Here is a 25,739-nt window from a genome sequence, read left to right as displayed (position 1 = left end):
GAGGAGCGTTATGACACTGAACATGTTCGATCTCACAGGCAAGATTGCCCTCGTCACCGGCTCCAGCCGGGGAATCGGCTCGGCGATCGCCCGGGGCCTCGCGGCCGCCGGCGCGACCATCGTGCTGAACGGCCTCGACGAGGCGCGGCTGGAAGCCGCCCGCGCGGCCTTGGCGGCCGAGATCGGCGAGGAGCGCGTGCGCGCGATCGCCTTCGACGTCACGGACGCCGCGGCCGCGGCATCCGCCATCAACTGGGTCGAGGCCGAGGTCGGCCCGCTTGCCATCCTGGTCAACAACGCCGGCGTGCAGCACCGCGTCCCGATGCTCGACCTCGACGTCGAGGACTGGGAGCGGGTGCTCCGCACCAACCTCACCAGCGCCTTCCTGGTCGGCCGCGAGGCCGCCCGCCACATGATCCCGCGCGGTGCGGGCAAGATCATCAACGTCGCCTCCGTGCAGACCGACCTGGCCCGGCCGACCATCGCGCCGTACACGGCGTCCAAGGGCGGCATCCGCAACCTCACCCGTGCCATGACGGCCGAGTGGGCGTCGCACGGCCTGCAGATCAACGCGATCGCGCCGGGCTACATCCACACCGAGATGACGCAGAACCTCGTCGACGACACCGTCTTCAACGAGTGGATCCTGGGGCGCACGCCCGCCCACCGCTGGGGCACGGTTGAAGACCTTGTTGGTCCCGCGGTGTGGCTGGCCTCTGCCGGCTCCAACTTTGTCAACGGTCAGGTCGTCTTCATCGACGGCGGCATGACGGTCGTCGTTTAGTTCCCAGAAGTAGCGGAGAAGAACATGAGCACCATCCCCACCGAAACCCTCGGCGTCGTCGCGCACAGCGCGGGCGACATGCGCATCGAGTCTGTCCCTGTGCCGACCCCGGCCGCCGACGAGGCCGTCGTCGAGATCGCCTACGGCGGCATCTGCGGCTCGGACCTGCACTACTGGCAGCACGGCGCGGCGGGGGAGTCCATCCTCAAGGCGCCGATGCTGCTCGGCCACGAGGTCGTCGGCCGCGTCCTCGTCGCCGCGGCCGACGGCAGCGGCCCGGCATCCGGAACCGACGTCGCGGTGCACCCCGCGACGCCCGGCCCCGGCGACGGGACGCCCTACCCGGCCGACCGCCCCAACCTCTCGCCCGGCTGCACCTACCTCGGCAGTGCGGCGCGCTTCCCGCACACCGAGGGCGCCTTCGCCCGGTTCGCCGTCTTGCCCGCGCGCATGCTCCGCGCCCTGCCGGCCGGCCTCTCGCTGCGCGAGGCTGCCCTTGTCGAGCCCGCCGCCGTGGCCTGGCACGCGGTCTCGCGCGCCGGTGACGTCAGCGGCAAGCGGGTGCTCGTCGTCGGCAGCGGCCCGATCGGCGCGCTCACCGTCGCCGTGCTGAAGCGCGCAGGCGCCGCCGAGATCATCGCCGTCGACATGTTCGACAAGCCGCTCGAGATCGCCACCGCCGTCGGCGCCACGCGCACGATCGTGGCGACGGATGCCGACTCCATCGCCGCCGTGCAGGCCGACATCGCCTTTGAGACCTCGGGCAACTACCGCGGCCTCGCCTCGGCCGTGCGCGGCACGACCCGCGGCGGCCGTGTCGTCATGGTGGGCCTGCTGCCCTCCGGCGAGCAGCCCGCGCTGATCTCGCTGGCGATCACCCGCGAGCTCGAGCTCGTCGGCTCGTTCCGCTTCAACGACGAGATCGACGACGTCATCGCCGCGCTGGCGGACGGCTCGCTGCAGGTGGGACCGGTCGTCACGCACGAGTTCGACGCCGCCGACGCGCTCCAGGCGTTCGAGGTCGCGCGCGACTCCGCCGCCAGCGGCAAGGTGCTGCTGCGCTTCTCCTAACACTCGATGCCGACAGGCCCACTCCGCGGGGAACCCCGCGGACTGGGCCTGTCCGCGTATCCGCTCGCGGGCGGGCGCGGCGGCCCGGCCCCGGCTCCCTTGGCAGCCGGTGAATACTATGTCAGTATGTAAAGACAAAGTTCGAGGGAGACAGCGTGGTTGACGGAAGCCCTGTGGTGTTCGATGTTCTGGCGATCGGCAGATCCGGGGTGGACCTCTATCCGTTGCAGACCGGTCTCCCGCTGGACGAGGTCACCAGCTTCGGCAAGTTCCTCGGCGGCAGTGCCACCAACGTCGCCGTCGCGGCGGCCAGGCACGGCCGCGACGTGGGGATCATCACGCGGGTCGGGAACGATCCGTTCGGCCGTTTCGTGCGCACCGAGGCCGCCCGTCTTGGCGTGGACAATCGCTTCGTGAGCGCGGTGGCCGGGCTGGCCACGCCGGTCACCTTCTGCGAGATCTTCCCGCCGGACGACTTCCCGCTCTACTTCTACCGCCAGCCGCTCGCTCCCGACCTCGTCATCCGGGCGGAGGAGCTCGACCTCGACGCGATCCGTACCGCGCGCGTCTATTGGTCGACGGTGACCGGCCTGAGCGAGGAGCCCAGCCGCGCCGCGCACTTCGCCGCGTGGGAGGCGCGCGGGCGTACCGGGAACACGATTCTGGACCTCGACTACCGCCCGATGTTCTGGAGCGATGAGGCCGAGGCCAGCGCCCAGGTTCAGCGTGCGCTCGAGCACGTCACGGTCGCCGTCGGCAACCGCGAGGAATGTGAGATCGCGGTGGGGGAGACCGACCCGCATCGCGCGGCCGACGCCCTGCTGGAGCGCGGCGTCGAGCTTGCCATCGTCAAGCAGGGGCCGAAGGGCGTGCTCGCCAAGACCCGGACCGAGACCGTCGAGGCGCTGCCCATCCCGGTCGAGGTCGTCAACGGGCTCGGCGCCGGAGACGGATTCGGCGGAGCGCTCTGCCATGGCCTGCTCTCTGGGTGGCCACTCGAGCGCACGCTGCACTTCGCCAACACGGCCGGCGCGATCGTGGCCACCCGCTTGGAGTGCTCGACGGCCATGCCGACGAGCGCCGAGGTCGAGGCGATGATGGCGGCCCTCGTATGAGCGCGCTCGACCTCGCCGGGCTGCGCGAGACGCGTGCGGTCAACCCCGCCGCCATCGCCGAGGCCCTGGCCTCCCGCGCGCGACGCCCGCTCCTGCAGGGCGACAACCGGCTGCTGCTCATCGCTGCTGACCACCCCGGGCGGGGCGCACTGGCCGTCGGGGCGGACCCGCGCGCGATGGCCGACCGCACCGAGCTGCTCGCGCGCCTGGTCGTCGCGCTCGCCCGCCCCGGCGTGGACGGCATGCTCGCGACGCCTGACATCATCGATGACCTTGCCCTGCTGGGCGCCCTCGACGGCAAGGTCGTCGTCGGCTCCATGAACCGGGGCGGCCTGCGCGGCGCGGCCTTCGAGATGGACGACCGCTTCACCGGGTACGACGTGGCGGGCGCCGTCGCCTCCGGCCTCGACGCCGCCAAGCTGTTGCTCCGGGTCAACCTCGCCGACCCGGCAACCGCGCCGACCCTCGAGTCAGCCGCCGGCGCCGTCGGCCAAGCCGCGTCCGCCCGGCTGCCGATCATGCTCGAGCCGTTCCTCAGCGAGTGGCGCGACGGCGCGATCGTGAACGATCTGAGCACGGATGCCGTCATCCGCTCGATCGCGATCGCCTCGGCGCTCGGGACGAGCTCGGCCTACAGCTGGATGAAGCTTCCCGTCGTGCCTGAGATGGAGCGCGTGATGGCCGCGACCACGCTGCCGACGCTCCTGCTCGGCGGCGACCCGAACGCACAACCGGACGAGGTCTACGCCAGTTGGGCCGCCGCCCTCGCCCAGCCGGGTGTGCGCGGGTTGGTCGTCGGGCGCACCCTGCTCTACCCGCGCGGCGGGGACGTCGCGTCGGCCGTCGACTCCGCCGCCGGGCTGGTGCACGGCGCCGCGGCTACTTCTCGACCAGCGTGACCTCGAAGGAGTACAGGTCCGGGCGGTAGCAGTGCGAGCCGTACTCGACCGCCCGCCCTGTGTCGTCGTAGAGCGACCGGGACATGGTGAGCAGTGGGGCCCCCACCTCGGTCTCGAGCAGCTCGGCCTCGCGGGCGCTCGCGGCCCGCGCACCGATGCTCTGCTTGGCGACACGCATGCTGGCACCGCGCCCACGGAGCAGTTGGTAGAGGCCGAAACGCTCGAGGGCTTCGCGCGGGATGTCCGAATACTCGGGGGCCAGGTGGTTGCGCAGGTGGCCGATCGGCACGCCGTCGGCGGAGCGCAGCCGTTCGAGGGAAAGCAGCTCGGTGCCCGGTTCGACGCCGAGCTGTGCGGCGAGCTCGGCGTCGGCGGCGACGACTCGGTACTCCAGAACACGCGTGCTCGGCTCTCGATTGCCCCGCACCAGGTCGTCGTGCAGGCTGGACAGCTGGACCTCGCGGGCGAACCGCCCGCGCACCACCTGGGTGCCGACCCCGCGCCGGCGCACGAGGAGGCCCTGGTCGACGAGCTCCTGGATCGCGCGGCGCACGGTGGGGCGCGACATCCCGATCTGGGCCGCGAGCGCCACCTCGTTCTCGATGCGGGCGCCGGGTTCGAGCACGCCGCCCTCGATGGCGGCGCGGAGGCGCTCGGCCAACTGGAAGTAGAGCGGGACGGGGCTGGAGCGGTCCAGGTCGAGGAACAGATCTCGCGTTGCGATGGCCATGCTGAGCTCGCCTTCTGCTGCCCGACGAGGGGCAAACGACCGTGACTTTGTTCTGACAATACAACATATGCCCTGCTAGTGTCGGAGAGGAGGAGCGCCGAGGCCCGACGTGGGGCCGCGCTGTCCGCCACGAGGAGAGTCTTTTGCCCAGCACACCGCCCGCACTCACCGAGCACGAGATGCTCGCCGTCGTCAAGACCGGCCCCGGTGCCGACAATGTGGTGCTGCAGGCCATCGCCCGGCCGCGAGCGCTGCCGGGCACTGCGGTCGTGCGGGTGATCGCAACGGGGATCTGCGGAACCGACGTGCACATCGCCCACGACGAGTACGGCTACGAGGCGCCCGTCGCCATGGGCCACGAGATCCTCGGCGAGGTGGTCGAGGTCGGCGATCCGGAGGACGTGGCCTGGATCGGTGCGCGCGTCGCCTGCGAAACGTACTACTCCACCTGCGAGGTGTGTGAGTGGTGTCGGGCCGGCCGGCGCAACCTGTGCCCGACTCGGCGCTCGCTCGGGTCCTTCGAGGACGGCGGCTTTGCCGCATTCGTGCGGATGCCGGTGCTGAATCTGCACCGCCTGCCGGCCACGCTTGGCCCGCTCGACGGCGTGCTCTCCGAGCCCCTCGCCTGCGTGGCCCAGTGCCTGCTCGACCCGCCCGTGATCGACGCCGGCGACAGCGTGCTCGTGACCGGCCCGGGAGCGATGGGGCAGATCGCCGCCCAGGTGGCGCAGGCGATGGGCGGCCGTGTCACGCTCGCCGGCCTCGCGCGCGACAGCGAGCGCCTCGCCATCGCGGCCGAGCTCGGCATCACGACAACCGCGGAGACGCCGCCGGCCGACAGCTTCGACGTGGTGATTGAGTGTTCGGGCAGCGCACCGGGTGCGGCCGCCGCGCTGCGCGCGGCCAAGCGCGGTGCCCGCTACGTGCAGGTAGGCATCTTCGGCCGCGACGTCACGCTGCCGATCGACCTCGTGCTCTACAAGGAGCTCACCGTCAGCAGCGGCTTCGCCTCCACCGCCCAGTCCTGGCGGCGGGCGATGGCGCTGCTCGCGCAGGGCGCCGTGCGGTTGGCGCCGCTCGTCACGCGCAGGGTGGAGATCACGGACTGGCAGCTGGCATTCGATGCGGCGCAGGCTGGCGAGGGCATCAAGACCGTGATCCTCGGCGCCGACTCGGCCGTGTAGGCGCAGAATCGGTGCGGGCGATGAGAGCGGATGGCGGCGGCACGTCCGTCATCCGCCGGGGGACGCGGGCGTCAGTGCTCGTGCATCGCCGTGCCTTCGTGCGGCTCGACCGCGCTGTCCGCAATCAGGTCCATGTCCCAGAGTTCGCCCATCTCGTCGATGGTGCGCGACATGATGCGCAGCATCGACTGCCCGGCCATCTCGGTGTTGCCGCTCTGAATCGCGTTGGCAACATTCACGTGCAGCTGCAGCGCCTCGTCGTGCGGGTACTTCGGCATGAGCCCGTAGTGGGTGCGGCCGATGAGCACCTCGGAGACGAGGTTGCTCAACCTGGCGAACATCTCATTGCCGCTCATGTGCAGAATCAGCGAGTGGAACTCGACGTCGAGGGTGAGGAACTCGCGCTCGTTGCCGCTCCGGCCCGCCGCCCAGAGCCGGCCGGCCAGCCCCATCAGGTCGCTGGCCTCGCCCAGCGCGCCGCGGCTGGCGGCGAGCTTGGCCGCCTCCGGCTCGATGGCCGAGCGCAATTGGGTGAGCGAGCGCAGTTGCGCGATGCGGCCGTGTCCGGCCAGGCGCCAGCGGATCACGCTGAGGTCGTAGACGTTCCACTCGCTGATCGGCAGGATCCGGATGCCGACGCGGCGCTTGGACGCGATCATCCCCATGGCCTCGAGGGCGCGCAGGCTCTCGCGGATCACCGAGCGGGACACCTGGTAGCGATTCTCGAGCTCTTCGCTCCTGATTGTCATGCCTGCCGGCATCCGGCCCTCGCAGATGGCCTGGCCGATTTCATCGAGAACCTGGGAGTGCAAACCCTCGCCATCGCTCGTGCGCGCGGCGACCGAGCCGTGCAACGGCGGCGAGGCGGAGAGTTCGACATTGGTGACCACGAGCAAATCATATCCATCTCGAGGGGACTCTTGTATAAATCAGATCATTCTGACTAGGGTCGGTGATTAGGCAGACGTAAAGACGCGTCTGTGGGGTCAGCGCAAAGTGGCGTTGGCTCGGAATTGGAGACACACAATGCAGCGACACAGCATCCTGCGAGCCGCCGGAGTCGCCACAGCCGCCGTTATGGCCGTGGCAGCCCTCGCCTCGTGCAGTTCCTCAGCACCGGAGGCGGGCTCCGAGTCCGCAACCCTCAACGTCACCCTCGCGAACCACGTCTGGACGGACATCGTCAAGAAGTCGCTCCCGGCTTTCGAGGAGGAGACCGGCATCAAGGTCAACCTCACCCAGCTGGGCGAGGACCAGCTCTCCGACCAGTACAACGTCAAGCTCAACGCCGGCACCGACGAGATCGACGTCATGATGTTCCGGCCGCTGCAGGAGGCCAAGCTCTTCGCCCAGAACGGGTGGGTCGCCGACCTCTCCGGCTCGGTGGACGAGAACGCGGAGTGGGACTGGAACGACTTCCAGGAGGGCCCGGTCTCGCTCACCACCATCGACGGCCAGGTCGTCGGCGTGCCGATCATCACCGAGCGCGAGGTGCTCTACTACCGCACCGACCTGCTCGAGGCCGCAGGGCTTGAGGTTCCGCAGACCCTCGACGAGCTGCAGGCGGCAGCCAAGACGATCAGCGAGAGCAACCCGGGTGTGGCCGGATTCGTGGCCCGCACCGCGGTCTCCGCCGCCGTCACCCAGTTCAGCAGCTTCCTCTACAGCAGCGGCGGCGACTGGTTCGACAAGGACGGCAACGCCACCATCGACACCGCCGAGGCGGCCGAGGCGTACGAGATCTACGGCACGCTGATCCGCGAGTACGGCCCGGAGAACGTCTCGACCGACATGAGCTGGCCCGAGGCCATGGCCATCTTCACCCAGGGCAACGCCGCGTTCTACACGGAGGCGGACAGCCTCTACAAGAACGCGACCGACCCGGCGAACTCGACCATCTCCGACACCGTCGGCTTCGCCCAGTTCCCGGCCGGCCCGGACGGATCGCGCCCGTACAACGTGGCCGCGTGGGCGCTCGGCGTCAACGCCGACTCGCCGAACTACGACAGCGCGTGGAAGTTCATCGAGTACTTCACCAGCGCCGACATGACGCTGCAGATCCAGCAGGCCGGCGTCCCCGGCCCGCGCACCTCGGTCTGGGACAACCCGGCCGGCATCGAATCCTTCCCCGCCGACCTCGCCGAGGCGATCAAGGGCAGCGGCAAGGTCGGCGTCGGCTACGACCGCCCGATCGTGATCAGCGTGCCGCAGGCCCGCGAGATCGTCGGCAAGCCGATCGTGGTCTCCATCACCGGCGGTGACGTCGCGGCCGCCATCACCGAGGCGCAGGCCGAGTTCCAGGCGTTCCTGGACGACGAGAAGTAACCACTCGAGAACGCGGCCGGCCCCGCCCTGCGGGGCCGGCCGCACCCCTCCACAGGAGAATTCACATGAGCGCCGTACTCGAGAAGAAAATCGGCCAGGGGGAGCAGTTCTCCCGCTGGGCCAACACGAACCGCAAGTGGGTCTTCGCCGCACCGGCGATGGTCTTCACCGCACTCCTCATCGCCTTCCCGGTGGTGTGGACCCTGTACCTGAGCATGACGGATGCCCGCGGCTCCGTCCGCGCCGAGTCCAACTTCATCGGCCTGGAGAACTACTTCACGGTTCTGGGCGACTTCACCCGGTTCTGGCCGGCCGTCGGCCGCACCGTCTACTTCACCGCCGGAGCGCTCTTCTTCGAGCTGGCGCTCGGCATGGCCATCGCACTGCTGCTGCGCCGCGCCTTCCGGGGCGAGCGCTGGGTGCGCATCGCGATCCTGCTGCCCCTCGTGGCCACCCCCGTCGCGGTGGGCATGATGTGGCGGCTCATCCTGGAGCCGAACATCGGCTTCGCGAACCAGGCGCTCGCCTGGTTCGGCATCCCGGCACAACCCTGGCTCTCCAGCGAGGCGACCGCGCTGACCACCCTCATGTTCGTGGACATCTGGCAGTGGACCCCCATGGTCGTCCTGATTCTGCTGGCCGGCCTCACGTCGCTCTCCGACGAGCCGGACGAGGCGGCCCGCGTCGACGGCGCGACCGCCTGGCAGCGCTTCTGGTACGTCACCCTGCCGCTGATGCGGGCCACGGTGATCACCGCGATCCTGCTCCGCGGAATCGACGCGCTGAAGACCTTCGACATCCTCTATGCCACCAAGGGCAAGGGAGGCGGGTCCTTCCACGAGGTCGAGACGCTGAACATCTACGCCTACGGACTGAGCTTCGACTACAACAAGTACGGCCTCTCGTCGACCGTGCTGATCATCTTCTTCGCGATGATCATCGCCTGCATCTGGATCCTCACCGCCAGCCGCAAGAAGGACAAGTCATGACCATGACCACGACCCAGACCGCCAGCGCCGCCGAGCGGGAAACGCCCGTCGAGCTGGTCACCCGCAAGCGCGCGAAGCGCCCCTACGACGTCTTCCGCGCCGTCATGCTCGTCCTGATCGTGCTGACCTTCGTCGCGCCGATCGCCTGGATGGTGCTCGCCTCGCTCAAGACGAACGTCGACATCTACGACTCGTCGAAGTCATTCATCTTCGAGCCGACGCTGCAGAACTACGGCACGGTCTTCGGCCAGGCCAACTACCTGGAGTACATCTTCAACAGCTTCTGGGTCGGCTTCGCCTCGACCGGGCTCTCGCTGCTGCTGGGTGTGCCGGCCGCGTACTCGATGAGCCGCTTCGTGATGAACAAGTCGGCGGCGCTCGTGCTGCTGGCCCGCATCATCCCGGGCGTCAGCCTGCTCGTGCCGTGGTACTTCATCTTCTCCAACCTGCGCATGGTCGGCGGCTACGAGGTGCTGATCCTCTCGCACATGTTCGTCGCCCTGCCGCTGGTGGTCTACATCATGATGTCGTTCTTCGACTCGCTGCCGCTCGAGCTGGAGGAGCAGGCACTGGTCGACGGGCTCACCCCGATCGGCGCGTTCCTCCGGATCGCACTGCCGCTCTCTGTGCCCGGCATCGCCACGGCCGGCATCCTCTCGTTCATCTTCTCCTGGAACAACTTCATGTTCGCCCTGGTGCTCTCCGGTTCCAAGACGAAGACGCTCCCGGTGGCCATCTTCGACTTCGTCGCCTACGCCAGCATCGACTGGGGCGGACTGATGGCGGCCGCCGTGGTGATCACGCTGCCGATCATGGTCATCGCACTCTTCACACAGAAATACATCGTCTCCGGCCTCACCGCCGGGGCGACGAAGGGGTAATCGTGGGCGAGAACACCACGCCCATCGTCGTGATGGGCGTCCAAGGCGCGGGCAAATCCACGCTGGGACAGCTCCTGGCCGAGCGACTCGGCTACCGATTCGTCGACGGCGACGACCTGCACACGCCGGAGAACGTGGCGGCGATGGCGGCGGGCCGCGCGCTCACCGACGCGCAACGCGAGCCCTGGCTCCGCACCGTCGGCAGCACGCTCAGCGCCGGGGCCGACGACGGGATCGTCGTCGCCTGCTCCGCGCTGAAGCAGCGCTACCGCGACCTCCTCCGGGAGAGCGTGCCCGGCCTCTTCGTCGTCCACCCGGCCGGGTCGATGCAGCTGGTCGCCGAACGGATCGGCCAGCGCTCACACCAGTACATGCCGGCCGCGCTGCTGCAGTCGCAGTTCGACACGCTCGAGCCGCTCGCGGCCGGCGAGCGCGGGGTCACCATCGACATCGCCCGCACACCGCAGGAGCTCGTCGAGGCGGTCGTCGCCGCACTCGGCGCGGCCACCGCGGCAATAGGAACCCTGGCAACAGGAACCCTGGCAACAGGAACAAGGACGGAGCGCACCGGTGCTGATCTCTAGAGTCGAGACCTTCGCGGTCGCGCCGCGCTGGCTCTTCGTGCGCATCGAGACGGATGAGGGCATTGTCGGCTGGGGCGAGGCGAGCCTGGAGGGCAACTCCGGCATCGTCCGGGCCGCCGTCGAGCAACACGCCGAATACCTCATCGGCAAGGATGCCTCGCGCATCGAGGACCACTGGCAGGTGCTCACCAAGGCGGGCTTCTACCGCGGCGGCGCCGTGCTCGCCAGTGCCGTCTCCGGCATCGACCAGGCACTCTGGGACATCAAGGGCAAGGCCCTCGGCGTGCCGGTGCACGAGCTGCTCGGCGGTGCCGTGCGCGACCGGATCCGCGTCTACGGCTGGGTCGGCGGCGATGACCCGAGCGGGGTCGCCGACGCGATCGCGGCGCAGATGGCCGTCGGCCTCACCGCGGTCAAGATGAACGCCTCCGGAGTGATGGGCCGGATCGGCACCGTCGCCGAGATCGACGGGGTGCTGGAACGGGTGCAGGCCGCCCGGGAGGTGCTCGGGCCCGACCGCGACGTCGCCGTGGACTTCCACGGCCGCTTCACCCTGGCCAACGCGCGCCGCATCGCGCCGCTGCTCGAGCCGCTGCGCCCCTTCTTCATCGAGGAGCCGGTCGTGCCGGAGAACTCGCACCTGATCGGGCAGCTCGTGCAGGGCACGTCCGTGCCGGTGGCGACGGGGGAGCGGCTGTACAACCGGCAGGAGTTCCTGCCGGTGCTCCAGTCCGGCATCGCCGTCGCCCAGCCCGACCTCTCGCACGCCGGCGGCATCTCGGAGGTGCGCCGCATCGCGGCCCTCGCCGAGGCCTACGACGTGCAGCTGGCGCCGCACTGCCCGCTCGGCCCGATCGCGCTGGCCGCCTGCCTGCAGGTCGGCTTCGCGACCCCGAACTACCTGATCCAGGAACAGAGCATCGGCATCCACTACAACCAGGGCGCCGAGGTGCTCGACTACGTGGTCGACAAGACGCCGCTGCGCTTCGTCGACGGCTCCATCGAACGCCTCACCGGGCCCGGCCTCGGCATCGAAGTCGACGAGGCGGCCGTCCGCGCCGCGGACGCCGTCGGCAACGCCTGGCGCACACCGCTCTGGCGGCACGCCGACGGCTCGTTCGCCGAGTGGTAGCCCGCGGCATCCGCGCCCGAATGACACGAACTTAACCGAAGCAAAGGAACACCCTGTGAAGATCGACAAAGCCGAGGTCATCGTGACCAGCCCCGACCGCAACTTCGTCACCCTGCGGCTCACCACCGACGACGGGCTCGTCGGCCTGGGCGACGCGACGCTCAACGGGCGGGAGCTCGCCGTTGTCTCCTACCTCTCCGAGCATGTCGTGCCGCTGCTGATCGGCCGCGACGCGCACCGCATCGAGGACACCTGGCAGTTCCTCTACCGCAGCGCCTACTGGCGCCGCGGCCCCGTGACGATGGCGGCCATCGCCGCCGTCGACGTCGCGCTCTGGGACATCAAGGCGCAGGCGGCGGGGATGCCGCTCTACCAGCTGCTCGGCGGCGCCTCCCGCACCGGGCTGCTGGCCTATGGCCACGCCTCCGGCAAGACCCTGCCCGAGCTCTTCGACAGCGTGCGCGCCCACCAGGAGCAGGGCTACCAGGCCATCCGCATCCAGACCGGGGTGCCCGGCCTCAAGGCCATCTACGGCATCGCCTCCAACGAGGGGCTGGCCGGCAACGAGGGTGTGCGCTACGACCACGAGCCGGCCCAACGCGGCGCGCACCCGGCCGAGGAGGACTGGGACACCCGCGCCTACCTCCGGCACCTGCCCGGCGTCTTCGAAGCGGTGCGCAACGAGTTCGGCCCGGACATCCCCCTGCTGCACGACGGCCATCACCGGATGACACCGATCCAGGCGGCCAAGCTCGGCAAGTCGCTGGAGCCATACGACCTGTTCTGGCTGGAGGACTGCACGCCGGCCGAGAACCAGGAGGCGCTGCGCCTCGTGCGCCAGCACACGACGACGCCGCTGGCGATCGGCGAGATCTTCAACACCGTCTGGGACTACCAGCAGATCATCCGGGAACAGCTGATCGACTACGTGCGGAGCGCCGTCACACACACGGGCGGCATCACGCACCTGCGCCGGGTGCTGGACTATGCGGCGCAGTACCAGATCAAGTCGGGCATGCACGGGCCGACCGACATCTCGCCGGTCGGCATGGCGGCGGCCATGCACCTCGGGCTGGCCATCCACAACTTCGGCATCCAGGAGTACATGCAGCACGGCGCCCGGACCAACAGCGTGTTCGAGCAGTCGTTCACCTGGTCGAACGGCCTGCTGCACCCGGGGGAGGAGCCCGGCATCGGCGTCAAGCTCAACGTCGACGAGGCGGGGAAGTACCCGTACGAGCAGGCCTACCTGCCCTACAACCGCCTCGCGGACGGCACCGTCCACGACTGGTAGGGCTGTCGCGGCGCACTCAGGCGGGGCCTGCTAAGCTTGGCGACTGAACTTCGGCGAGGGATGCCGCAGACCAGCCGACACCGGCGAATCTGGCATCCGTTATCGACGCGGTGGAGGGGCTTCGCGGCTTGTCCTCACGCTGACATGCGTTCGAGTTGACGATCCAGGCCCCCGGTCTGGACGGACATCGATCTGGGCCCAGCGCCCACAATGGGCTTTGCCCACAAGGAGAATCATCATGAGCGACGTTGACAAGGTTGTAGCAGAGGTCCGCGAGTCCTTCGGCAAGGGCGCTGCCCGCAAGATCCGCGCCGTGGGCAAGATCCCCGCCGTCATCTACGGCCACGGCACCGAGCCGCAGCACGTCACCCTGCCCGCCCACCAGATCGGCCTGATCCTGCGCAAGACCAACGCGCTGCTCGACCTCGACATCGCCGGCAAGAGCGAGCTCGTCCTGGTCAAGGACGTTCAGAAGGACCCGGTCCGCCAGATCATCGAGCACATCGACCTCCTCGTCATCAAGAAGGGCGAAAAGGTCGAGGTCGAGATCCCCGTGCACGTCGAGGGCGAGCCCTTCTCGGGCAACCAGGTCGACCAGGACCTGCACACCCTCCGCCTCGAGGCCCTCGCCACCGCGATCCCGACCAGCGTTGTCGTGAACGTCGACGGCCTCACCGAGGGTGCTCAGATCCTGGCCAAGGACGTCACGCTGCCCGCCGGCTCGACCCTGGTCGAGGAGCCCAACGCTCTGGTCCTCAGCATCTACGCTCTCGCCGCCGCCAAGGCCGAGGGCACCGAGGCAGCCGAGTAATCATTTTCACCCTGTTTCGCCGGGCGCAGAAGGAGCACTCTGTGAATTCTGTGCCCGGCAACACTTGGTTGGTGGTCGGGCTCGGCAACCCCGGGCCCGGCTACGCCAACCACCGCCACAATGTGGGCCAGATGGTCGTCGACGAGCTCGCCTCGCGCATCGGTGCCACCTTTAAGAAACACAAGACTCCCGCCCAGGTGGCCGAGGGATTCCTGCGTCCCGGCGGGCCCAAGCTCGTGCTGGCGAAGTCGAACAGCTACATGAACACCTCGGGCGGCCCGGTCGCCGCGCTGCTCAAGTTCTACTCGCTGCCGCTGGAGCGCCTCATCGTCGTGCACGACGAGCTCGACATCCCGTTCGACACGATCAAGCTGAAGATCGGCGGCGGGCACGGCGGCCACAACGGCCTGCGCGACATCGCCAAGGCCGCCAACTCGCCCGAGTATGTGCGCGTGCGCGTCGGCGTCGGGCGCCCTCCCGGCCGGCAGGACCCGGCCGACTTCGTGCTGCAGGGCTTCTCGTCCACCGAGCGCTCCGTGCTGCCGAATCTGCTCTCCGATGCGGCGGATGCCGTCGAGCTCGTGATCACCGACGGGCTCCTCGCTGCCCAGCAGAAGGTGCACGCCCCCTCCGCGTAGCGCCGTTGCCCGTTGGCTCGAGGGGCTTGCGACCGAAGCCAACGCCGCCGACACCGTTGGTCGAGTAGCGAGGAACGAGCGTATCGAGACCCCGCACGTGGCTGGGTTTCTCGCTGGCTCCGGGGCTTCGGGCGCTGCGCTGCTCCTTCGTCGCGGCGCGGCGCCCTCCAGCCGGCGTGAATCTCCCGTTGGCTCGAGGGAGCGCCAGCGACCGAAGCCAACCCTGCCGACGCCGTTGGTCGAGTAGCGAGGAACGAGCGTATCGAGACCCCGCACGTGGCGCGGTTTCCCGTTGGCTCCGGGGCTTCGGGCGCTGCGCTGCTCCTTCGTCGCGGCGCGGCGCCCTCCAGCCGGCGTGAATCTCCCGTTGGCTCGAGGGAGCGCCAGCGACCGAAGCCAACCCTGCCGACGCCGTTGGTCGAGTAGCGAGGAACGAGCGTATCGAGACCTCGCACGCGGTGCGGTTTCCCGTTGGCTCCGGGGCTTCGGGTGCTGCGCTGCTCCTTCGTCGCGGCGCGGCCCCCTCCAGCCGGCGTGAGTCTCCCGTTGGCTCGAGGCAGCTTGCGACCGAAGCCAACGCCGCAGACACCGCTGGTCGAGTAGCGAGGAACGAGCGTATCGAGACCTCGCACGCGGCTGGGTTTCCCGTTGGCTCCGGGGCTTCGGGTGCTGCGCTGCTCCTTCGTCGCGGCGCGGCCCCCTCCAGCCGGCGTGAATCTCCCGTTGGCTTGAGGGAGCTTGCGACCGAAGCCAACGCCGCCAACACCGTTGGTCGAGTAGCGAGGGACGAGCGTATCGAGACCCCGCACGCGGCTGGGTTTCCCGTTGGCTCCGGGGCTTCGGGTGCTGCGCTGCTCCTTCGTCGCGGCGCGGCCCCCTCCAGCCGGCGTGAATCTCCCGTTGGCTCGAGGGAGCTTGCGACCGAAGCCAACGCCGCGGACACCGTTGGTCGAGTAGCGAGGGACGAGCGTATCGAGACCCGCACCCGAAACGGTTTCCCGTTGGCTCCGGGGCTTCGGGCGCTGCGCTGCTCCGTCGTCGCGGCGCGGCCCCCTCCAGCCGGCGTGAATCTCCCGCTGGTCGAGGAGCGAGGGACGAGCGTATCGAGACCCCGCACGCGGCGCGATTGCCCGCGGGAGGTGTGGTCTCGACACGGTCCTGGCATGCCCGCCCTCCGGTGGGGGAGACGCCGCCCCGCGCCCGTGTTGACCCCCGAGCTGCCCGCGACGCTATAGTCTCTAGAAACCGAATGCCGCTCGGTGTTGAGCGGCGCACCGAGAAGGAGCATCAATGGCGATCTCGTCCGACACCACGCCCCTGGCCGAGGCGCCCCCGCGCCGCGCGCAGCTGCCCGCACGCCTCGCGGTCGCCTGGGGGCTCATCAGCCTGGCCGTGTTCGCCGTGCTGTTCGCCAGCGTGCTGGCCAGTGCGAACTCTCCCTGGTTCGTCGCCATGGACCAGTGGTGGCACGACGTCGTCCTCGCGCCGCGCAACGACGCGTTCACCGCGTTCAACGTCGTCGTCGACCACACGACCGGCGGGCCGATCGGATCCATCTTCACGATCCTGATCCCGCTCGTCGCGCTGCTCGTGCTGCGCCGCTGGTGGGCCGCGCTGTACTTCTTCGTGGCCACGATGCTGGCGTCCACGCTCGCCCAGGTGGTCAAGGCCGTCGTCAGCCGGGAACGACCGAACGACCCGCTCGTCACGGTCGACTTCGGCTCCTTCCCCTCCGGGCACCTCACCGGGTTCACCCTGTTCGTCGTCGTGCTCTGCCTCCTGATCAACCGGCGCTGGGCCTGGATCACCGCTCTCGTCCTGGTGATCGTCACCGTGCTGAACCGCACCTACCTCTCGGCGCACTGGCTGAGCGACACGTTCGCCGGCATCGCGCTCGGCGCCGCCGTCGCACTGCTGCTCTGGCCACTCTTCGCGCAGGCGATCGCGCGCCAGCCCAAGCCTCGCCAGCCCAGGGCACGCGCAGGCGAGCGCGCCGCCTAGCCGGAGCTGCGCTGCCGCGCACCGCCTCGTCGTGGCCCAGGGCCTCCCCGGTTCTGGGCCACGACTGGGTTCTGGGTCACGAGTGCGTTCGCTCTCGGCACCGCCGCCCGGCCGACGCCGCGCCCGGGTGGTTGCGTAGAATCTGAGGGTGATACTTCAGGGCTTGTCTCGTGCGCTTTCGCGCGCCTCCACATTCGAAGCGGCCCTGGCCGAGTACTCCAGAGATGCCGACTTCTCGCTCGCCGAGGGGCTCAACCCGCCGCTGCTGGCTGCCTTGCTCGAACGCCGCCGGGAGGCGGGCAAACCGCCCGTGCTCTTCATCGTCACGGCGACCGGGCGCGAGTCAGAGACGCTGCGCTCCAACCTCGCCGCCTATGTCCCGGATGCCGAGATCATCGACTTCCCCGCGTGGGAGACGCTCCCGCACGAGCGGTTGAGCCCGAGCGCAGAGATCGTCGGTCGGCGCCTGTTCGCGCTGCGCCGGATGCGCACGTGGGGCGAGGAATGGGCCGGGGGAGAGGCTGCCGCCGCCGCGCCGCCGCATCCGCTCATCGTCGTCGCCTCCGTGCGGGCCGCCCTGCAGCCCGTCGCTGACAACCTCACCGACTTCGAACCGATCGAGCTCGTCGCCGGCGGCCGCGGCTACCAGCTCGGCAAGCTCGCCGGCCAGCTCGTCGACTTGGCCTACACCCGCGTCGACATGGTGACCCGGCGCGGCGAGTTCGCCGTGCGCGGCGGCATCCTCGACGTGTTCCCCGCCGTCGCCGAGCACCCGGTGCGCGTCGACTTCTTCGGCGACGAGATCGAGCAGATGCGCGCCTTCTCGGTGGCCGACCAGCGCTCGCTGCCGGATGCGGTGACGAGCGTGCTGTTGCCGCCGAGCCGCGAGCTGCTGCTCAGCGAGCCGGTGCGCCAGCGGGCCCGCGAGATGCAGCACGAGTTCCCGAGCCTGTCGCAGATGCTCGCCAAGATCGCCGAGGGAATCCCGGTCGAAGGGATGGAAAGTCTCGCGCCCGCCCTCGTCGACAAGCTCGTCCCGATGACGGACTACCTGCCGGACGGCGCCGCCGTCGCCGTGCTCTCGCCCGAGCGGGTCGCCAGCCGCGCCGTCAGCCTGGCCGAGACGAACCGGGAGTTCCTCTCGGCGGCCTGGAGCGCGGCGACCTTCGGTGCCGAGACCCCGATCGACCTGGCATCCGGCGACTTCCTCACCCTCAACGCCGTGCGGGATGCGGTGCGCCTCGGGGCGCCGGGGCACAAGACGCCGGACCACCCGTGGTGGACCTTCTCCGTGTTTGACTCTGGCGACGCCCTGGCGGAGCTGACGGACGAGAGCATCGCCGAGCTCGTGGCCGGCCTCGAGGTTGGCACCACGGTGCGGGTGCAGAGCCAGGCCGTTCCGAGCTTCCAGGGCAATGTCGGCGGCGCCATCGAGCACGTCGCCACCCGGCTGGCCGACGGCTGGAGCCTGGCCATCGTCGCCGGCGGTCGCGGCCTTGTCGAGCGCGCCAACGACGTGCTCGCCGAGCGCGGGCTCGCCGCCCAGATCGTCGACTCGTTCCCGGCCGAGCCCGAGCCCGGCGTCGCCTATCTGGTGCAGGCCGAGGCCGCACACGGCTTCGAGCTGTCGGATGCCAAGCTCGCCCTGATCAGCGAGAGCGAGTTCTACGGTCGCGCCGTCGGCTACGACTCGCGCCAGGTCAAGAAGCTCGCCAGCCGCCGCAAGAACGTGGTCGACCCGCTGCAGCTGGAGCCCGGCGACCACGTGGTGCACCAGACCCACGGCATCGGCCGTTTCATCGAGATGACCCAGCGCACCGTCGCCGCAGGCAGCCGGCCCAAGGGGCCCTCCCGCACGGCCGGCATCGCCGCGGCGCCGACGATCGTGCGCGACTACCTGGTGCTGGAGTTCGCGCCGTCGAAGCGCGGCCAACCGGGCGACCGGGTCTACGTGCCCACCGACCAGCTCGACCAGCTCTCCCGCTACGTTGGCGGCGAGGCGCCCGCGCTCAGCAAGATGGGCGGCAGCGACTGGGCCAACGCCAAGAGCAAGGCGCGCAAGGCGGTGCGCGACATCGCCGTCGAGCTGGTCAAGCTCTACTCCGCGCGGATGGCGGCCAAGGGCCACGCCTTCGGGCCGGACACGCCCTGGCAGCGCGAGCTGGAGGAGGCGTTCCCCTACGCCGAGACGCCCGACCAGCTGCAGACCATCGACGAGGTCAAGGCCGACATGGAACGGCCGATCCCGATGGACCGGCTGCTCTCCGGCGACGTCGGCTTCGGCAAGACCGAGGTCGCCGTGCGGGCGGCTTTCAAGGCGGTGCAGGACGGCAAGCAGGTCGCAATGCTGGTGCCGACCACGCTGCTCGTGAAGCAGCACTTCGAGACGTTCCAGGAGCGCTTCGCCGGCTTCCCGGTGCACCTGCGCGCGCTCAGCCGGTTCCAGACCGAGAAGGAGTCGGCCGAGGTGATCTCCGGCCTGCTGGACGGGACCGTCGACGTCGTCATCGGCACCCACCGGCTGTTCTCCAACTCGATCGTCTTCAAGGACCTCGGCCTCGTCATCATCGACGAGGAGCAGCGCTTCGGCGTCGAGCACAAGGACTCGCTGAAGAAGATGAAGACCAACGTCGACATCCTCGCGATGAGTGCGACGCCGATTCCGCGCACCCTCGAGATGGCTGTCACCGGCATCCGTGAGATGTCGACGCTGGCCACGCCGCCGGAGGACCGGCATCCGATCCTCACCTTTGTCGGGCCGTACTCGGACAAGCAGGTTGCAGCCGCGATCAAGCGCGAGCTGCTGCGCGAGGGCCAGGTCTTCTTCGTGCACAACCGGGTGTCCAGCATCAACAAGGTGGCCGCCCATTTGGCCGAGCTGGTGCCGGAGGCACGCATCGCCGTCGCCCACGGCAAGCTCTCCGAGGCGGTGCTCGAACAGGTCGTCTCCGACTTCTGGGAGCGCAAGTTCGACGTGCTCGTCTCGACGACGATCATCGAGACCGGCCTCGACATCGCCAACGCGAACACCATCATCATCGACCGCGCCGACAAGTACGGCCTCAGCCAGCTGCACCAGCTGCGCGGCCGCGTCGGGCGTGGCCGCGAGCGCGCCTATGCCTACTTCCTCTATGACGAGAACACCCCGCTCAGCGAGACCGCGCACGACCGGCTGGCGACGATCGCCGCGAACAACGAGCTCGGCAGCGGCATGCAGGTGGCGCTGAAGGACCTCGAGATCCGCGGCGCCGGCAACCTGCTCGGCGGCGAGCAGGCCGGGCACATCGCTGGCGTCGGCTTCGACCTCTACCTGCGGATGATCGGCGAGGCGGTGTCGACGTTCCGCGGCGACGTCGCAGAGGGGCAGACCGAGCTGCGGCTCGAGCTGCCGGTCGACGCGCACATCCCGGAGGAGTACGTCGACAGCGAGCGACTGCGCCTCGAGGCCTACCAGAAGCTGGCCACGGCCAGCTCGATCACCGCCAAGGACGAGACCATCGGCCTCGTGTTGGAGGAGCTCGTCGACCGCTACGGCGAGCCGCCGGCACCCGTGCAGACGCTCATCGAGGTGTCGAAGCTGCGCCGGCAGGCCCAGCGGGCCGGGCTCAGCGAGGTCGTCGCGATGGGCGACAAGCTGCGCATCGCGCAGGCCACGCTGCCGGACTCGATCCAGGTGCGCCTGCAGCGCATGTACCTGGGCTCGCGCTACTTCGCGCAGCAGGGCGTGCTCTCGGTGCCGCTGCCGGACCTCTCCGACAACGAGAACCCGGATGCCGCGCTGCTGGAGTGGGTGAGCCAGCTGCTCACCGCCATCTTCCCGCCGCCCGTCGTCGTGCAGGAGAAGGTGCAGGAGAAGGCTCCGGGGAAGCAGGCCGAATAGCGGGCGGAGTGGCCGGCGCGGCGGCCGGGGCCACCCCGGCCGCTCAGCTGATGTGACCCCACTCGCGGAGGAACTCGCTCACCGTCATCGACTCGAGGTCGCCGTGGATTCGCTGCAGCAGCATGTCGGCCTCGACGAGATCCCCGGCGCTGCTGCGCAGCACCTCGTTGCCCGTTGCGGTGCGCACCACGATGATGTCGGCCACCGACGGGCTGCCGAGGCTGAGGGCTGTGCCGGCCAGGTAGGCGACGGTGTGAATGACGCCCCGGATGCCGCGCGGTCTCTCCCGCGGGCGGAGTTCCGCCGTCAGGTGCGCAGACGCGGGCTCGGTCGATGCGGAGTCGTCGCCGCCGTGAGAGTGCATGCCCGTCAGCCTAGAACAGCGGCGCCGTGCCCGGCGCCGGCTCGTCCGTCGGCGTCGCGGCCAGCTTGCCGGCCCGGTACTGGGCCGCACGCCAGCTGACGAACGCCGCGGAGCAGACCATGGCGACGGCCGAGCCGAGCAGCACGGCGATGGTGCCCTCGTCGACGACCTCCTGGCTGCTCGCGAAGGCAAGCTCATTCATCAGCAGTGAGACGGTGAAACCGACGCCGCCGAGCGAGGCGACGACGAGGAGGTCGCCGATCCGCAGCGAGATTCCGCCGAAGCGGCGGGCGACGAGCCCGCTGAGCCCGCCGGCCAGCGTGATGCCGATGAGCTTCCCGACCGGCAGGGCGATGAGGATGCCCCAGAACGCCGGGCTCAGCTGGGTGAGGCTCACGGTGGGGATGGCGACGAGCGCCGCCGAGAACGCGAACAGCGGCAGGATCAGGCCGTTCGACCACGGCTCGAGCCCGTGCACGGCGCGGCTGCCCGGGCGGCGCGCCATGACAAGGCCGAGAAGCACACCGGCGATCGTGGCGTGCACACCGGACTGGAACACGAAGTACCAGGTGAGGATCGCGAGCACCCACATCGCCAGCATGAGCGGCCACTGCGCCTTGCGGCTGAGGATGTAGCCGGAGCGCGGCCGCAGCAGCCGGCTGACGCCGGAGAACAGCAGCAGGGTGACGGCGGCGAAGCCGAGCGAGCTCAGCTGCACGTCGCTGGTGAAGAAGAAGGCGATGATGAGGATGGCGACCAGGTCGTCGAGCACGGCCAGGGCCATCAGGAACACCCGCACCCGGGTCGGGATGCCCCGCCCGAAGATGGCGAGCAGGCCGAGCGCGAAGGCGATGTCGGTCGCCGTCGGCACCGGCCAGCCGTTCTCCCAGCCCGATCCGGCGGTGATCAACAGGAAGATGCCGGCGGGCACGACGACGCCGCCCAGCGCCGCGATGGCCGGCAGGGCGGCCTTGCTCAGGCTGTTCAGCTCGCCGATCGCCAGCTCGCGCTTGAGCTCGACGGCGACAATGAAGAAGAAGATGGCGAGCAGGCCGTCGCTGACGAAATGCCCGAGCGAGAGATCGAGGCCGAGCCAGGGCAGCTCGAGGTGGGCGGTCTTCAGGGCGAGCAGCTCGGGGCCGATCGCGCTGTTGGCGAGCACAAGGCCGAGGACGGCCGCGCCCAGGAGCAGCATCGCGGCGTAGCGTTCGGAACGGAAAATAGCCACAGATGGCCCTCCAGATTGGGTTCAGTCGACGTCATAGAGCACATGTGCCCGCCGACCAGACTTCCCGGCTCACCGTGAATCAGTGTACCGGTCGTGGGGCGGATGCCGTCGGTCCCGCGAAGGATGAGGGCTGCCGCGATAGGGTCGAGGCGTGGGGGAGACACAGAGCGAGCAGGGCGCACAAAGCGCGGCCCAGGCGGCGCCGCCGGCGCGGATCCGGCTCTGGCCGATCCTCGCTGGGTTCGGCTATCTGCTCGCCGTGGCCGGCATCGGCATCGCGCACTACCCGGCCGTGCCCGACCCGATGCCCGTGCACTTCGACGCCGCCTTCCAGCCGGACGCCTGGGCGGCCAAGAGCGTGGGCGGCTTCCTGTTACCTGTGTTCATCGGCCTCGGGGCCACCCTGCTGATGTGGGTGCTGGCCGCGCTGTTGCCGGTGCTCGACGCACTCGGCGGGAGCCAGCCGCATCCGGCCGCCGGAATGCAGCTCTCCCCGCGCGCCCCCGCCACGACGCAGACGCTGCTGCTCACCCGGCGCATGCTGGAACGCCTCGCGCTGAGTGTCGCACTGCTCATCGGCACGGTCGCCCTGCTGACCTGGTTCGGCGTGCCCGGCTGGGCGGCGCCGTGGGCGTTCATCCTGCTGATGGGCGGGTTCCTCGGCGTGCTGGCGTTCGGCGTCGTCGGAATCGTCCGCAGCGAGCGCGCCGAGACCTACAAGGTCGGCGCTTAGGCTGGGCGCATGAGTGAAACCGCCGCTGCCGCATCCGCCCCGACGACGCCCGCGGAGGCCGCGGGCACCCCGCTGGACGCGCTCATCGCGACCGTGGCGAAGCTGCGCGGACCGGGCGGCTGCCCGTGGGACGCGGAGCAGACGCACGCCTCGCTGGTGCAGTACCTCGTCGAGGAGACACACGAGCTGGTCGACGCGATCGAGGCCGGCAGCCGCGACGAGATGATCGAGGAGCTCGGCGACGTGCTCTACCAGGTGATCCTGCACAGCGACATCGCCGCGCACACCGCGGGCGAGGATTTCACCGTGCAGGATGTCGCCGCCACCCTGAACGCGAAGCTCATCGGCCGGCACCCGCATGTCTTCGGCGACGTCGTCGCCGAGACCTCCGAGGACGTCGTCGCGTTCTGGGACGACTTGAAAGCCGCGGAGAAGCCGGAGCGCACGAGCGTGCTCGACGGCATCCCGCAGGGCATGCCCTCGCTCGGGCTCGCCGACAAGCTGCTCGGCAAGGCGGCGAAGCTCGGCCTGATCGACGACGGCGCGGATGCCGGCTCGCCGCTCAGCGCCGCCTTCAGCACGGAGGACGAGCTCGGCCCGATGCTGCTGGCCATCGTCGCCAGCGCCAAGGCGCGCGGCCTCGACGCGGAGCGGGCGCTGCGCAGCACGCTGCGCGACTTCCAGGCGGAGATCCGAGAGGCCGAGGGCACGGAGTAGCCGCACCGCGGCGGTTGCGCGTCGACTCCCGGGCTTCGGGCGCTGCGCTGCTCCTTCGTCGCGGCGCGGCGCCCTCCAGCCGGCGTGAGGGCGCGGCGCTTTCCAGCCGACGTGGCTTCTCCCGTTGGCTCGAGGGAGCGCCAGCGACCGAAGCCAACAGCGCCCACCTTGCCGAAAAAGCAGGAGCAGAGTGGTGCCGGGTCGCTCCGCGGGGCTCGCCCCGCTCTGGTCCTGTGTTTCGCTGGCTTCGCCGTGACTACGCCACCCGGCTGCCGGTGGGCAGGCGCTTCGCCGGGGTGTCGGTGCGGCGCACCGCCCAGAACAGCGCGCCCGCGCCGAGCAGCAGGTGCACCGTGAGCCCGACGAACCAGGACGGCACCGAACGGTTGTAGATCTGCTCGGCCGTCTCGTAGTCGTTCGGGCGCGGGTCGTTCGGCCCCAGCCCATCGGCACAGGCGTCGTACACGCTGTTCAGCTCCGGCGGATGCTGGGCGCCGCGCACGGCGACCGCGATCCAGCCGAACAGGTCGCGCGGGTTGCCGTTGTCGTCAAAGGTGCCGGGAGCGGCATCCGCCAGCACCACGTAGGGGTTCGCGGCCAGCACTCCCCAGTAGTAGTCGAAGCGCGGAACCGAGTACTCCATCACGACGGGCGCGGCGCAGGTCCACTGGTCGCCCGCCTCCCCGTTTGCCTGCTCGTCCCAGTTGTAGTCGATCGAGGTGTTCGTCGCCGTGGACTGCGTCGCCAACCCGGCCAGGCCGAACAGGATCGGGGTGCCGACGCTGAGCGCCGCGATCACCAGGTATGTGGTGACGATGGAGAACAGCGGCCGGGTCTGGATGCCGCTCAGCCCGACACCGATCGCGGCGATCACGCCCAGCTCCAGGGCGAGCACGAGCGTCGAGACCGCGATGGTGCCGATCGACACCTGGCCGAGCACCACGGCGAATAGCAGGAACGGCAGCGCGGCGGCCAGGAAGGCGAGCGCCGTCAGCCAGGCCGCCACGAACTTGCCGAGCACCAACTGCCAGGTGCTGGTCAGCGTCACCTGCGTGGTGGCGAGCACCCCAGTCTCCCGGTCGCCGTTGATCGCGTTGCCGCTGAGCGCCGGAGACACCAGCGAGCCGAGCAACAGCACGAAGAAGATGATGGTGGAGAACATGCCGCCGCCGCCGGAATCGATCGCGTTCGTGGCGAACCAGAGCAGCAGGGTCACGAGCCCGACGATCACGAAGAAGACGCCGAGCAACACGTACCAGGCCACGCCCCGCACACGTTGGCGCAGTTCGAGCCCGATGATCAGGCGGATGCCGGCCCAGAAATCGGTCGGGCCGGCGGCCGTGTGGGTGGTCATCGTCGTGCTCATGCTGCGCTCCCTCCCTCGGTCGGCAGTGGTTGCGGGCGGTTCACGTCGCGGTTCAGATCGAGGAAGGTGTGCTCCATCACCCCGACGGCCGGCCCGAAGTCGCTGATGGCCGCGCCCGCGCCGACGAGCCGGCCGAGCGCCGCGGCGGCCTCGGCCTCGTCGGTGAACGAGAGCAGCGCGCCCACGTTGTCCAGGGCCACGCGCTCGGCCGGCATCCCGATGGTGGCGATCGCGGATGCCAGCACCGCGCGGTCCAGGGCGCGCACCCGCCACTGCCGCAGGCTGCTCTGCGCCCGGGCCACCTCCTCGGCGCTCGCCGTGACGCCCGCGGACATGTACACGGCCGCATCCGCCATCTCGTCGAGCTCGGAGAGCACGTGGCTGGACACCAGGATCGCGGTGCCCTCACCGGCCAGCCGCCGCACCAGAGTGCGGAGGTCGGCCCGGGCGGCCGGGTCGAGGCCGGAGGCCGGCTCGTCCAGCAGCAGCACCGCCGGGTCGTGCACGAGGGCGCGGGCGAGGCTCAATCGCTGCTTCTGCCCGCGGGAGAGCACGCGGGTCGACTGGCCGGCGAGAGCGGTGAGGCCGGTTATGGCGAGCAGCTCCTCGGTGCGCCGCGCCGCCTGCTCTTGCGGCATCCGGTACAGCCGGCCCGTGGTCTCGACCGCCTGGCGCACGGTGAGTGTCGGCCAGGCGCCGAGCACGTCCGGCATCCAGCCCATCCGGGCGCGCACCTCTGTCGTGTCGCCGATCGGGTCGAACCCGGCGATGCGGATGCTGCCGGCATCCGGCTGCAGCAAGGTGGCGAGCATGAGCAGCAGCGTGGTCTTGCCGGAACCGTTCGGGCCGATCAACCCGGTGACCGACCCCGGACGCACCTCGAGCGATGCGTCGCGCACCGCGTGCACCGCCCCGAAGCTGCGGCTGACGCCGCTCACGCTGATTCCCACCGGTGCTGCGCTCATCGTGCCCCCATCGATCGCGAGTGTGTGCTCAGGCTAGCCTGCCCTCCC

At 69.9% G+C, this 25,739-nt stretch carries 23 protein-coding genes; 17 read left to right on the top strand and 6 right to left on the bottom strand.

From position 1 onward, the window contains the following. Nucleotides 1–10: 10 nt before the first annotated feature. The 4 genes from BLT62_RS14265 to BLT62_RS14250 all read left to right on the top strand — a co-directional run bounded on the left by BLT62_RS14265 (nt 11) and on the right by BLT62_RS14250 (nt 3,869). Nucleotides 11–784, top strand: a complete 774-nt coding sequence (locus tag BLT62_RS14265; protein ID WP_083364660.1) for an SDR family oxidoreductase — start codon at nt 11–13, stop codon at nt 782–784. A 24-nt stretch (nt 785–808) separates the two neighbouring features. Continuing rightward, the gene (locus BLT62_RS14260) at nt 809–1,855 is read left to right on the top strand and encodes an L-idonate 5-dehydrogenase (RefSeq protein WP_083364659.1); all 1,047 of its coding nucleotides are present in this window, start codon (nt 809–811) and stop codon (nt 1,853–1,855) included. 173 nt (nt 1,856–2,028) lie between these two features. Beyond that, entirely contained in the window at nt 2,029–2,970 is a 942-nt protein-coding gene (gene iolC, locus BLT62_RS14255; protein WP_083364658.1) for a 5-dehydro-2-deoxygluconokinase, read from the top strand. Continuing rightward, a complete protein-coding gene (locus BLT62_RS14250) occupies nt 2,967–3,869 on the top strand; it encodes a Cgl0159 family (beta/alpha)8-fold protein (RefSeq protein WP_083364657.1) in 903 nt (300 codons plus the stop codon). Before iolC ends, BLT62_RS14250 begins: the two co-directional genes overlap by 4 nt. On the opposite strand, the gene BLT62_RS14245 is transcribed toward BLT62_RS14250, so the two are convergent. Further along, nucleotides 3,850–4,599, bottom strand: coding sequence for a GntR family transcriptional regulator (locus BLT62_RS14245; RefSeq protein WP_083364656.1), 750 nt, complete (start codon nt 4,597–4,599; stop codon nt 3,850–3,852). The two genes, BLT62_RS14250 and BLT62_RS14245, sit on opposite strands and share 20 nt — an antisense overlap. Nucleotides 4,600–4,742: 143 nt before the next feature. Between BLT62_RS14245 and BLT62_RS14240 the strand changes: the two genes are divergently transcribed. After that, on the top strand, nt 4,743–5,783 hold the full coding sequence (locus BLT62_RS14240; protein ID WP_197675141.1) for an alcohol dehydrogenase catalytic domain-containing protein: 1,041 nt from the start codon (nt 4,743–4,745) through the stop codon (nt 5,781–5,783). A gap of 71 nt (nt 5,784–5,854) precedes the next feature. Here BLT62_RS14240 and BLT62_RS14235 read toward each other — a convergent pair whose 3' ends face one another. Continuing rightward, nucleotides 5,855–6,673 carry a FadR/GntR family transcriptional regulator gene (locus tag BLT62_RS14235; protein WP_231919220.1) on the bottom strand — a complete coding sequence of 273 codons (819 nt, stop codon included), beginning with the start codon at nt 6,671–6,673 and terminating at the stop codon, nt 5,855–5,857. Between the two features lie 136 nt (nt 6,674–6,809). Here BLT62_RS14235 and BLT62_RS14230 point away from each other — a divergent pair, with 136 nt between their 5' ends. The 10 genes from BLT62_RS14230 (at nt 6,810) to mfd (ending at nt 20,318) form a co-directional block, all read left to right on the top strand. Further along, nucleotides 6,810–8,108, top strand: a complete 1,299-nt coding sequence (locus BLT62_RS14230) for an ABC transporter substrate-binding protein (protein ID WP_083364655.1) — start codon at nt 6,810–6,812, stop codon at nt 8,106–8,108. Between the two features lie 65 nt (nt 8,109–8,173). Next, the gene (locus BLT62_RS14225; protein WP_231919216.1) at nt 8,174–9,097 is read left to right on the top strand and encodes a carbohydrate ABC transporter permease; all 924 of its coding nucleotides are present in this window, start codon (nt 8,174–8,176) and stop codon (nt 9,095–9,097) included. After that, nucleotides 9,094–9,978, top strand: coding sequence for a carbohydrate ABC transporter permease (locus BLT62_RS14220; protein ID WP_083364654.1), 885 nt, complete (start codon nt 9,094–9,096; stop codon nt 9,976–9,978). Before BLT62_RS14225 ends, BLT62_RS14220 begins: the two co-directional genes overlap by 4 nt. 2 nt (nt 9,979–9,980) lie before the next feature. Continuing rightward, entirely contained in the window at nt 9,981–10,562 is a 582-nt protein-coding gene (locus BLT62_RS14215) for a gluconokinase (RefSeq protein ID WP_231919215.1), read from the top strand. After that, nucleotides 10,549–11,694 (top strand): galactonate dehydratase, encoded by a 1,146-nt coding sequence (gene dgoD / locus BLT62_RS14210; protein WP_083364653.1) that lies wholly within the window; start codon nt 10,549–10,551, stop codon nt 11,692–11,694. Before BLT62_RS14215 ends, dgoD begins: the two co-directional genes overlap by 14 nt. A 55-nt stretch (nt 11,695–11,749) precedes the next feature. Then, nucleotides 11,750–12,988, top strand: a complete 1,239-nt coding sequence (manD, locus tag BLT62_RS14205; RefSeq protein WP_083364652.1) for a D-mannonate dehydratase ManD — start codon at nt 11,750–11,752, stop codon at nt 12,986–12,988. A 238-nt stretch (nt 12,989–13,226) separates the two neighbouring features. Continuing rightward, nucleotides 13,227–13,799: a 50S ribosomal protein L25/general stress protein Ctc gene (locus tag BLT62_RS14200; protein WP_083364651.1), complete on the top strand. Its 573-nt coding sequence runs from the start codon at nt 13,227–13,229 to the stop codon at nt 13,797–13,799. 50 nt (nt 13,800–13,849) lie between these two features. Then, nucleotides 13,850–14,437 carry an aminoacyl-tRNA hydrolase gene (pth, locus tag BLT62_RS14195; RefSeq protein ID WP_083364650.1) on the top strand — a complete coding sequence of 196 codons (588 nt, stop codon included), beginning with the start codon at nt 13,850–13,852 and terminating at the stop codon, nt 14,435–14,437. Between the two features lie 1,290 nt (nt 14,438–15,727). Beyond that, on the top strand, nt 15,728–16,438 hold the full coding sequence (locus BLT62_RS14190) for a phosphatase PAP2 family protein (RefSeq protein ID WP_083364649.1): 711 nt from the start codon (nt 15,728–15,730) through the stop codon (nt 16,436–16,438). A 148-nt stretch (nt 16,439–16,586) separates the two neighbouring features. Next, on the top strand, nt 16,587–20,318 hold the full coding sequence (mfd, locus tag BLT62_RS14185; protein WP_083364648.1) for a transcription-repair coupling factor: 3,732 nt from the start codon (nt 16,587–16,589) through the stop codon (nt 20,316–20,318). A gap of 43 nt (nt 20,319–20,361) precedes the next feature. On the opposite strand, the gene BLT62_RS14180 is transcribed toward mfd, so the two are convergent. Together BLT62_RS14180 and BLT62_RS14175 are read right to left on the bottom strand one after the other, a co-directional pair. Further along, nucleotides 20,362–20,682: a hypothetical protein gene (locus BLT62_RS14180; RefSeq protein ID WP_083364647.1), complete on the bottom strand. Its 321-nt coding sequence runs from the start codon at nt 20,680–20,682 to the stop codon at nt 20,362–20,364. A gap of 10 nt (nt 20,683–20,692) precedes the next feature. After that, nucleotides 20,693–21,910: a Na+/H+ antiporter NhaA gene (locus BLT62_RS14175; RefSeq protein WP_083364646.1), complete on the bottom strand. Its 1,218-nt coding sequence runs from the start codon at nt 21,908–21,910 to the stop codon at nt 20,693–20,695. Between the two features lie 151 nt (nt 21,911–22,061). On the opposite strand from BLT62_RS14175, the gene BLT62_RS14170 reads away from it, so the two are divergent. Beyond that, nucleotides 22,062–22,643 (top strand): DUF1648 domain-containing protein, encoded by a 582-nt coding sequence (locus tag BLT62_RS14170; protein ID WP_083364645.1) that lies wholly within the window; start codon nt 22,062–22,064, stop codon nt 22,641–22,643. Between the two features lie 9 nt (nt 22,644–22,652). Beyond that, nucleotides 22,653–23,360: a MazG family protein gene (locus BLT62_RS14165; protein WP_083364644.1), complete on the top strand. Its 708-nt coding sequence runs from the start codon at nt 22,653–22,655 to the stop codon at nt 23,358–23,360. 256 nt (nt 23,361–23,616) lie between these two features. Here the strand turns inward: BLT62_RS14165 and BLT62_RS14160 are convergent, their stop codons facing one another. Beyond that, a complete protein-coding gene (locus tag BLT62_RS14160; protein ID WP_231919214.1) occupies nt 23,617–24,726 on the bottom strand; it encodes an ABC transporter permease in 1,110 nt (369 codons plus the stop codon). Next, the gene (locus BLT62_RS14155) at nt 24,723–25,691 is read right to left on the bottom strand and encodes an ABC transporter ATP-binding protein (protein WP_083364643.1); all 969 of its coding nucleotides are present in this window, start codon (nt 25,689–25,691) and stop codon (nt 24,723–24,725) included. Before BLT62_RS14155 ends, BLT62_RS14160 begins: the two co-directional genes overlap by 4 nt. Nucleotides 25,692–25,739 lie beyond the last annotated feature (48 nt).

This window comes from Microterricola viridarii, from assembly GCF_900104895.1.
Classification (GTDB): domain Bacteria; phylum Actinomycetota; class Actinomycetes; order Actinomycetales; family Microbacteriaceae; genus Microterricola; species Microterricola viridarii.
Note: the sequence above shows the minus strand (reverse complement) of the source record. Positions and strands in the feature narration are given on the sequence as shown.

What these genes read in the sequence shown, in the direction of transcription:
- BLT62_RS14190 (WP_083364649.1), top strand. Translation starts at nt 15,728, where the DNA reads ATGGCGATCTCGTCCGACACCACGCCCCTGGCCGAGGCGCCCCCGCGC.
- BLT62_RS14245 (WP_083364656.1), bottom strand. Translation starts at nt 4,599, where the DNA reads ATGGCCATCGCAACGCGAGATCTGTTCCTCGACCTGGACCGCTCCAGC.
- BLT62_RS14230 (WP_083364655.1), top strand. Translation starts at nt 6,810, where the DNA reads ATGCAGCGACACAGCATCCTGCGAGCCGCCGGAGTCGCCACAGCCGCC.
- BLT62_RS14225 (WP_231919216.1), top strand. Translation starts at nt 8,174, where the DNA reads ATGAGCGCCGTACTCGAGAAGAAAATCGGCCAGGGGGAGCAGTTCTCC.
- BLT62_RS14180 (WP_083364647.1), bottom strand. Translation starts at nt 20,682, where the DNA reads ATGCACTCTCACGGCGGCGACGACTCCGCATCGACCGAGCCCGCGTCT.
- BLT62_RS14265 (WP_083364660.1), top strand. Translation starts at nt 11, where the DNA reads ATGACACTGAACATGTTCGATCTCACAGGCAAGATTGCCCTCGTCACC.
- BLT62_RS14250 (WP_083364657.1), top strand. Translation starts at nt 2,967, where the DNA reads ATGAGCGCGCTCGACCTCGCCGGGCTGCGCGAGACGCGTGCGGTCAAC.
- BLT62_RS14160 (WP_231919214.1), bottom strand. Translation starts at nt 24,726, where the DNA reads ATGAGCACGACGATGACCACCCACACGGCCGCCGGCCCGACCGATTTC.
- BLT62_RS14200 (WP_083364651.1), top strand. Translation starts at nt 13,227, where the DNA reads ATGAGCGACGTTGACAAGGTTGTAGCAGAGGTCCGCGAGTCCTTCGGC.
- BLT62_RS14260 (WP_083364659.1), top strand. Translation starts at nt 809, where the DNA reads ATGAGCACCATCCCCACCGAAACCCTCGGCGTCGTCGCGCACAGCGCG.
- BLT62_RS14165 (WP_083364644.1), top strand. Translation starts at nt 22,653, where the DNA reads ATGAGTGAAACCGCCGCTGCCGCATCCGCCCCGACGACGCCCGCGGAG.
- BLT62_RS14220 (WP_083364654.1), top strand. Translation starts at nt 9,094, where the DNA reads ATGACCATGACCACGACCCAGACCGCCAGCGCCGCCGAGCGGGAAACG.
- BLT62_RS14155 (WP_083364643.1), bottom strand. Translation starts at nt 25,691, where the DNA reads ATGAGCGCAGCACCGGTGGGAATCAGCGTGAGCGGCGTCAGCCGCAGC.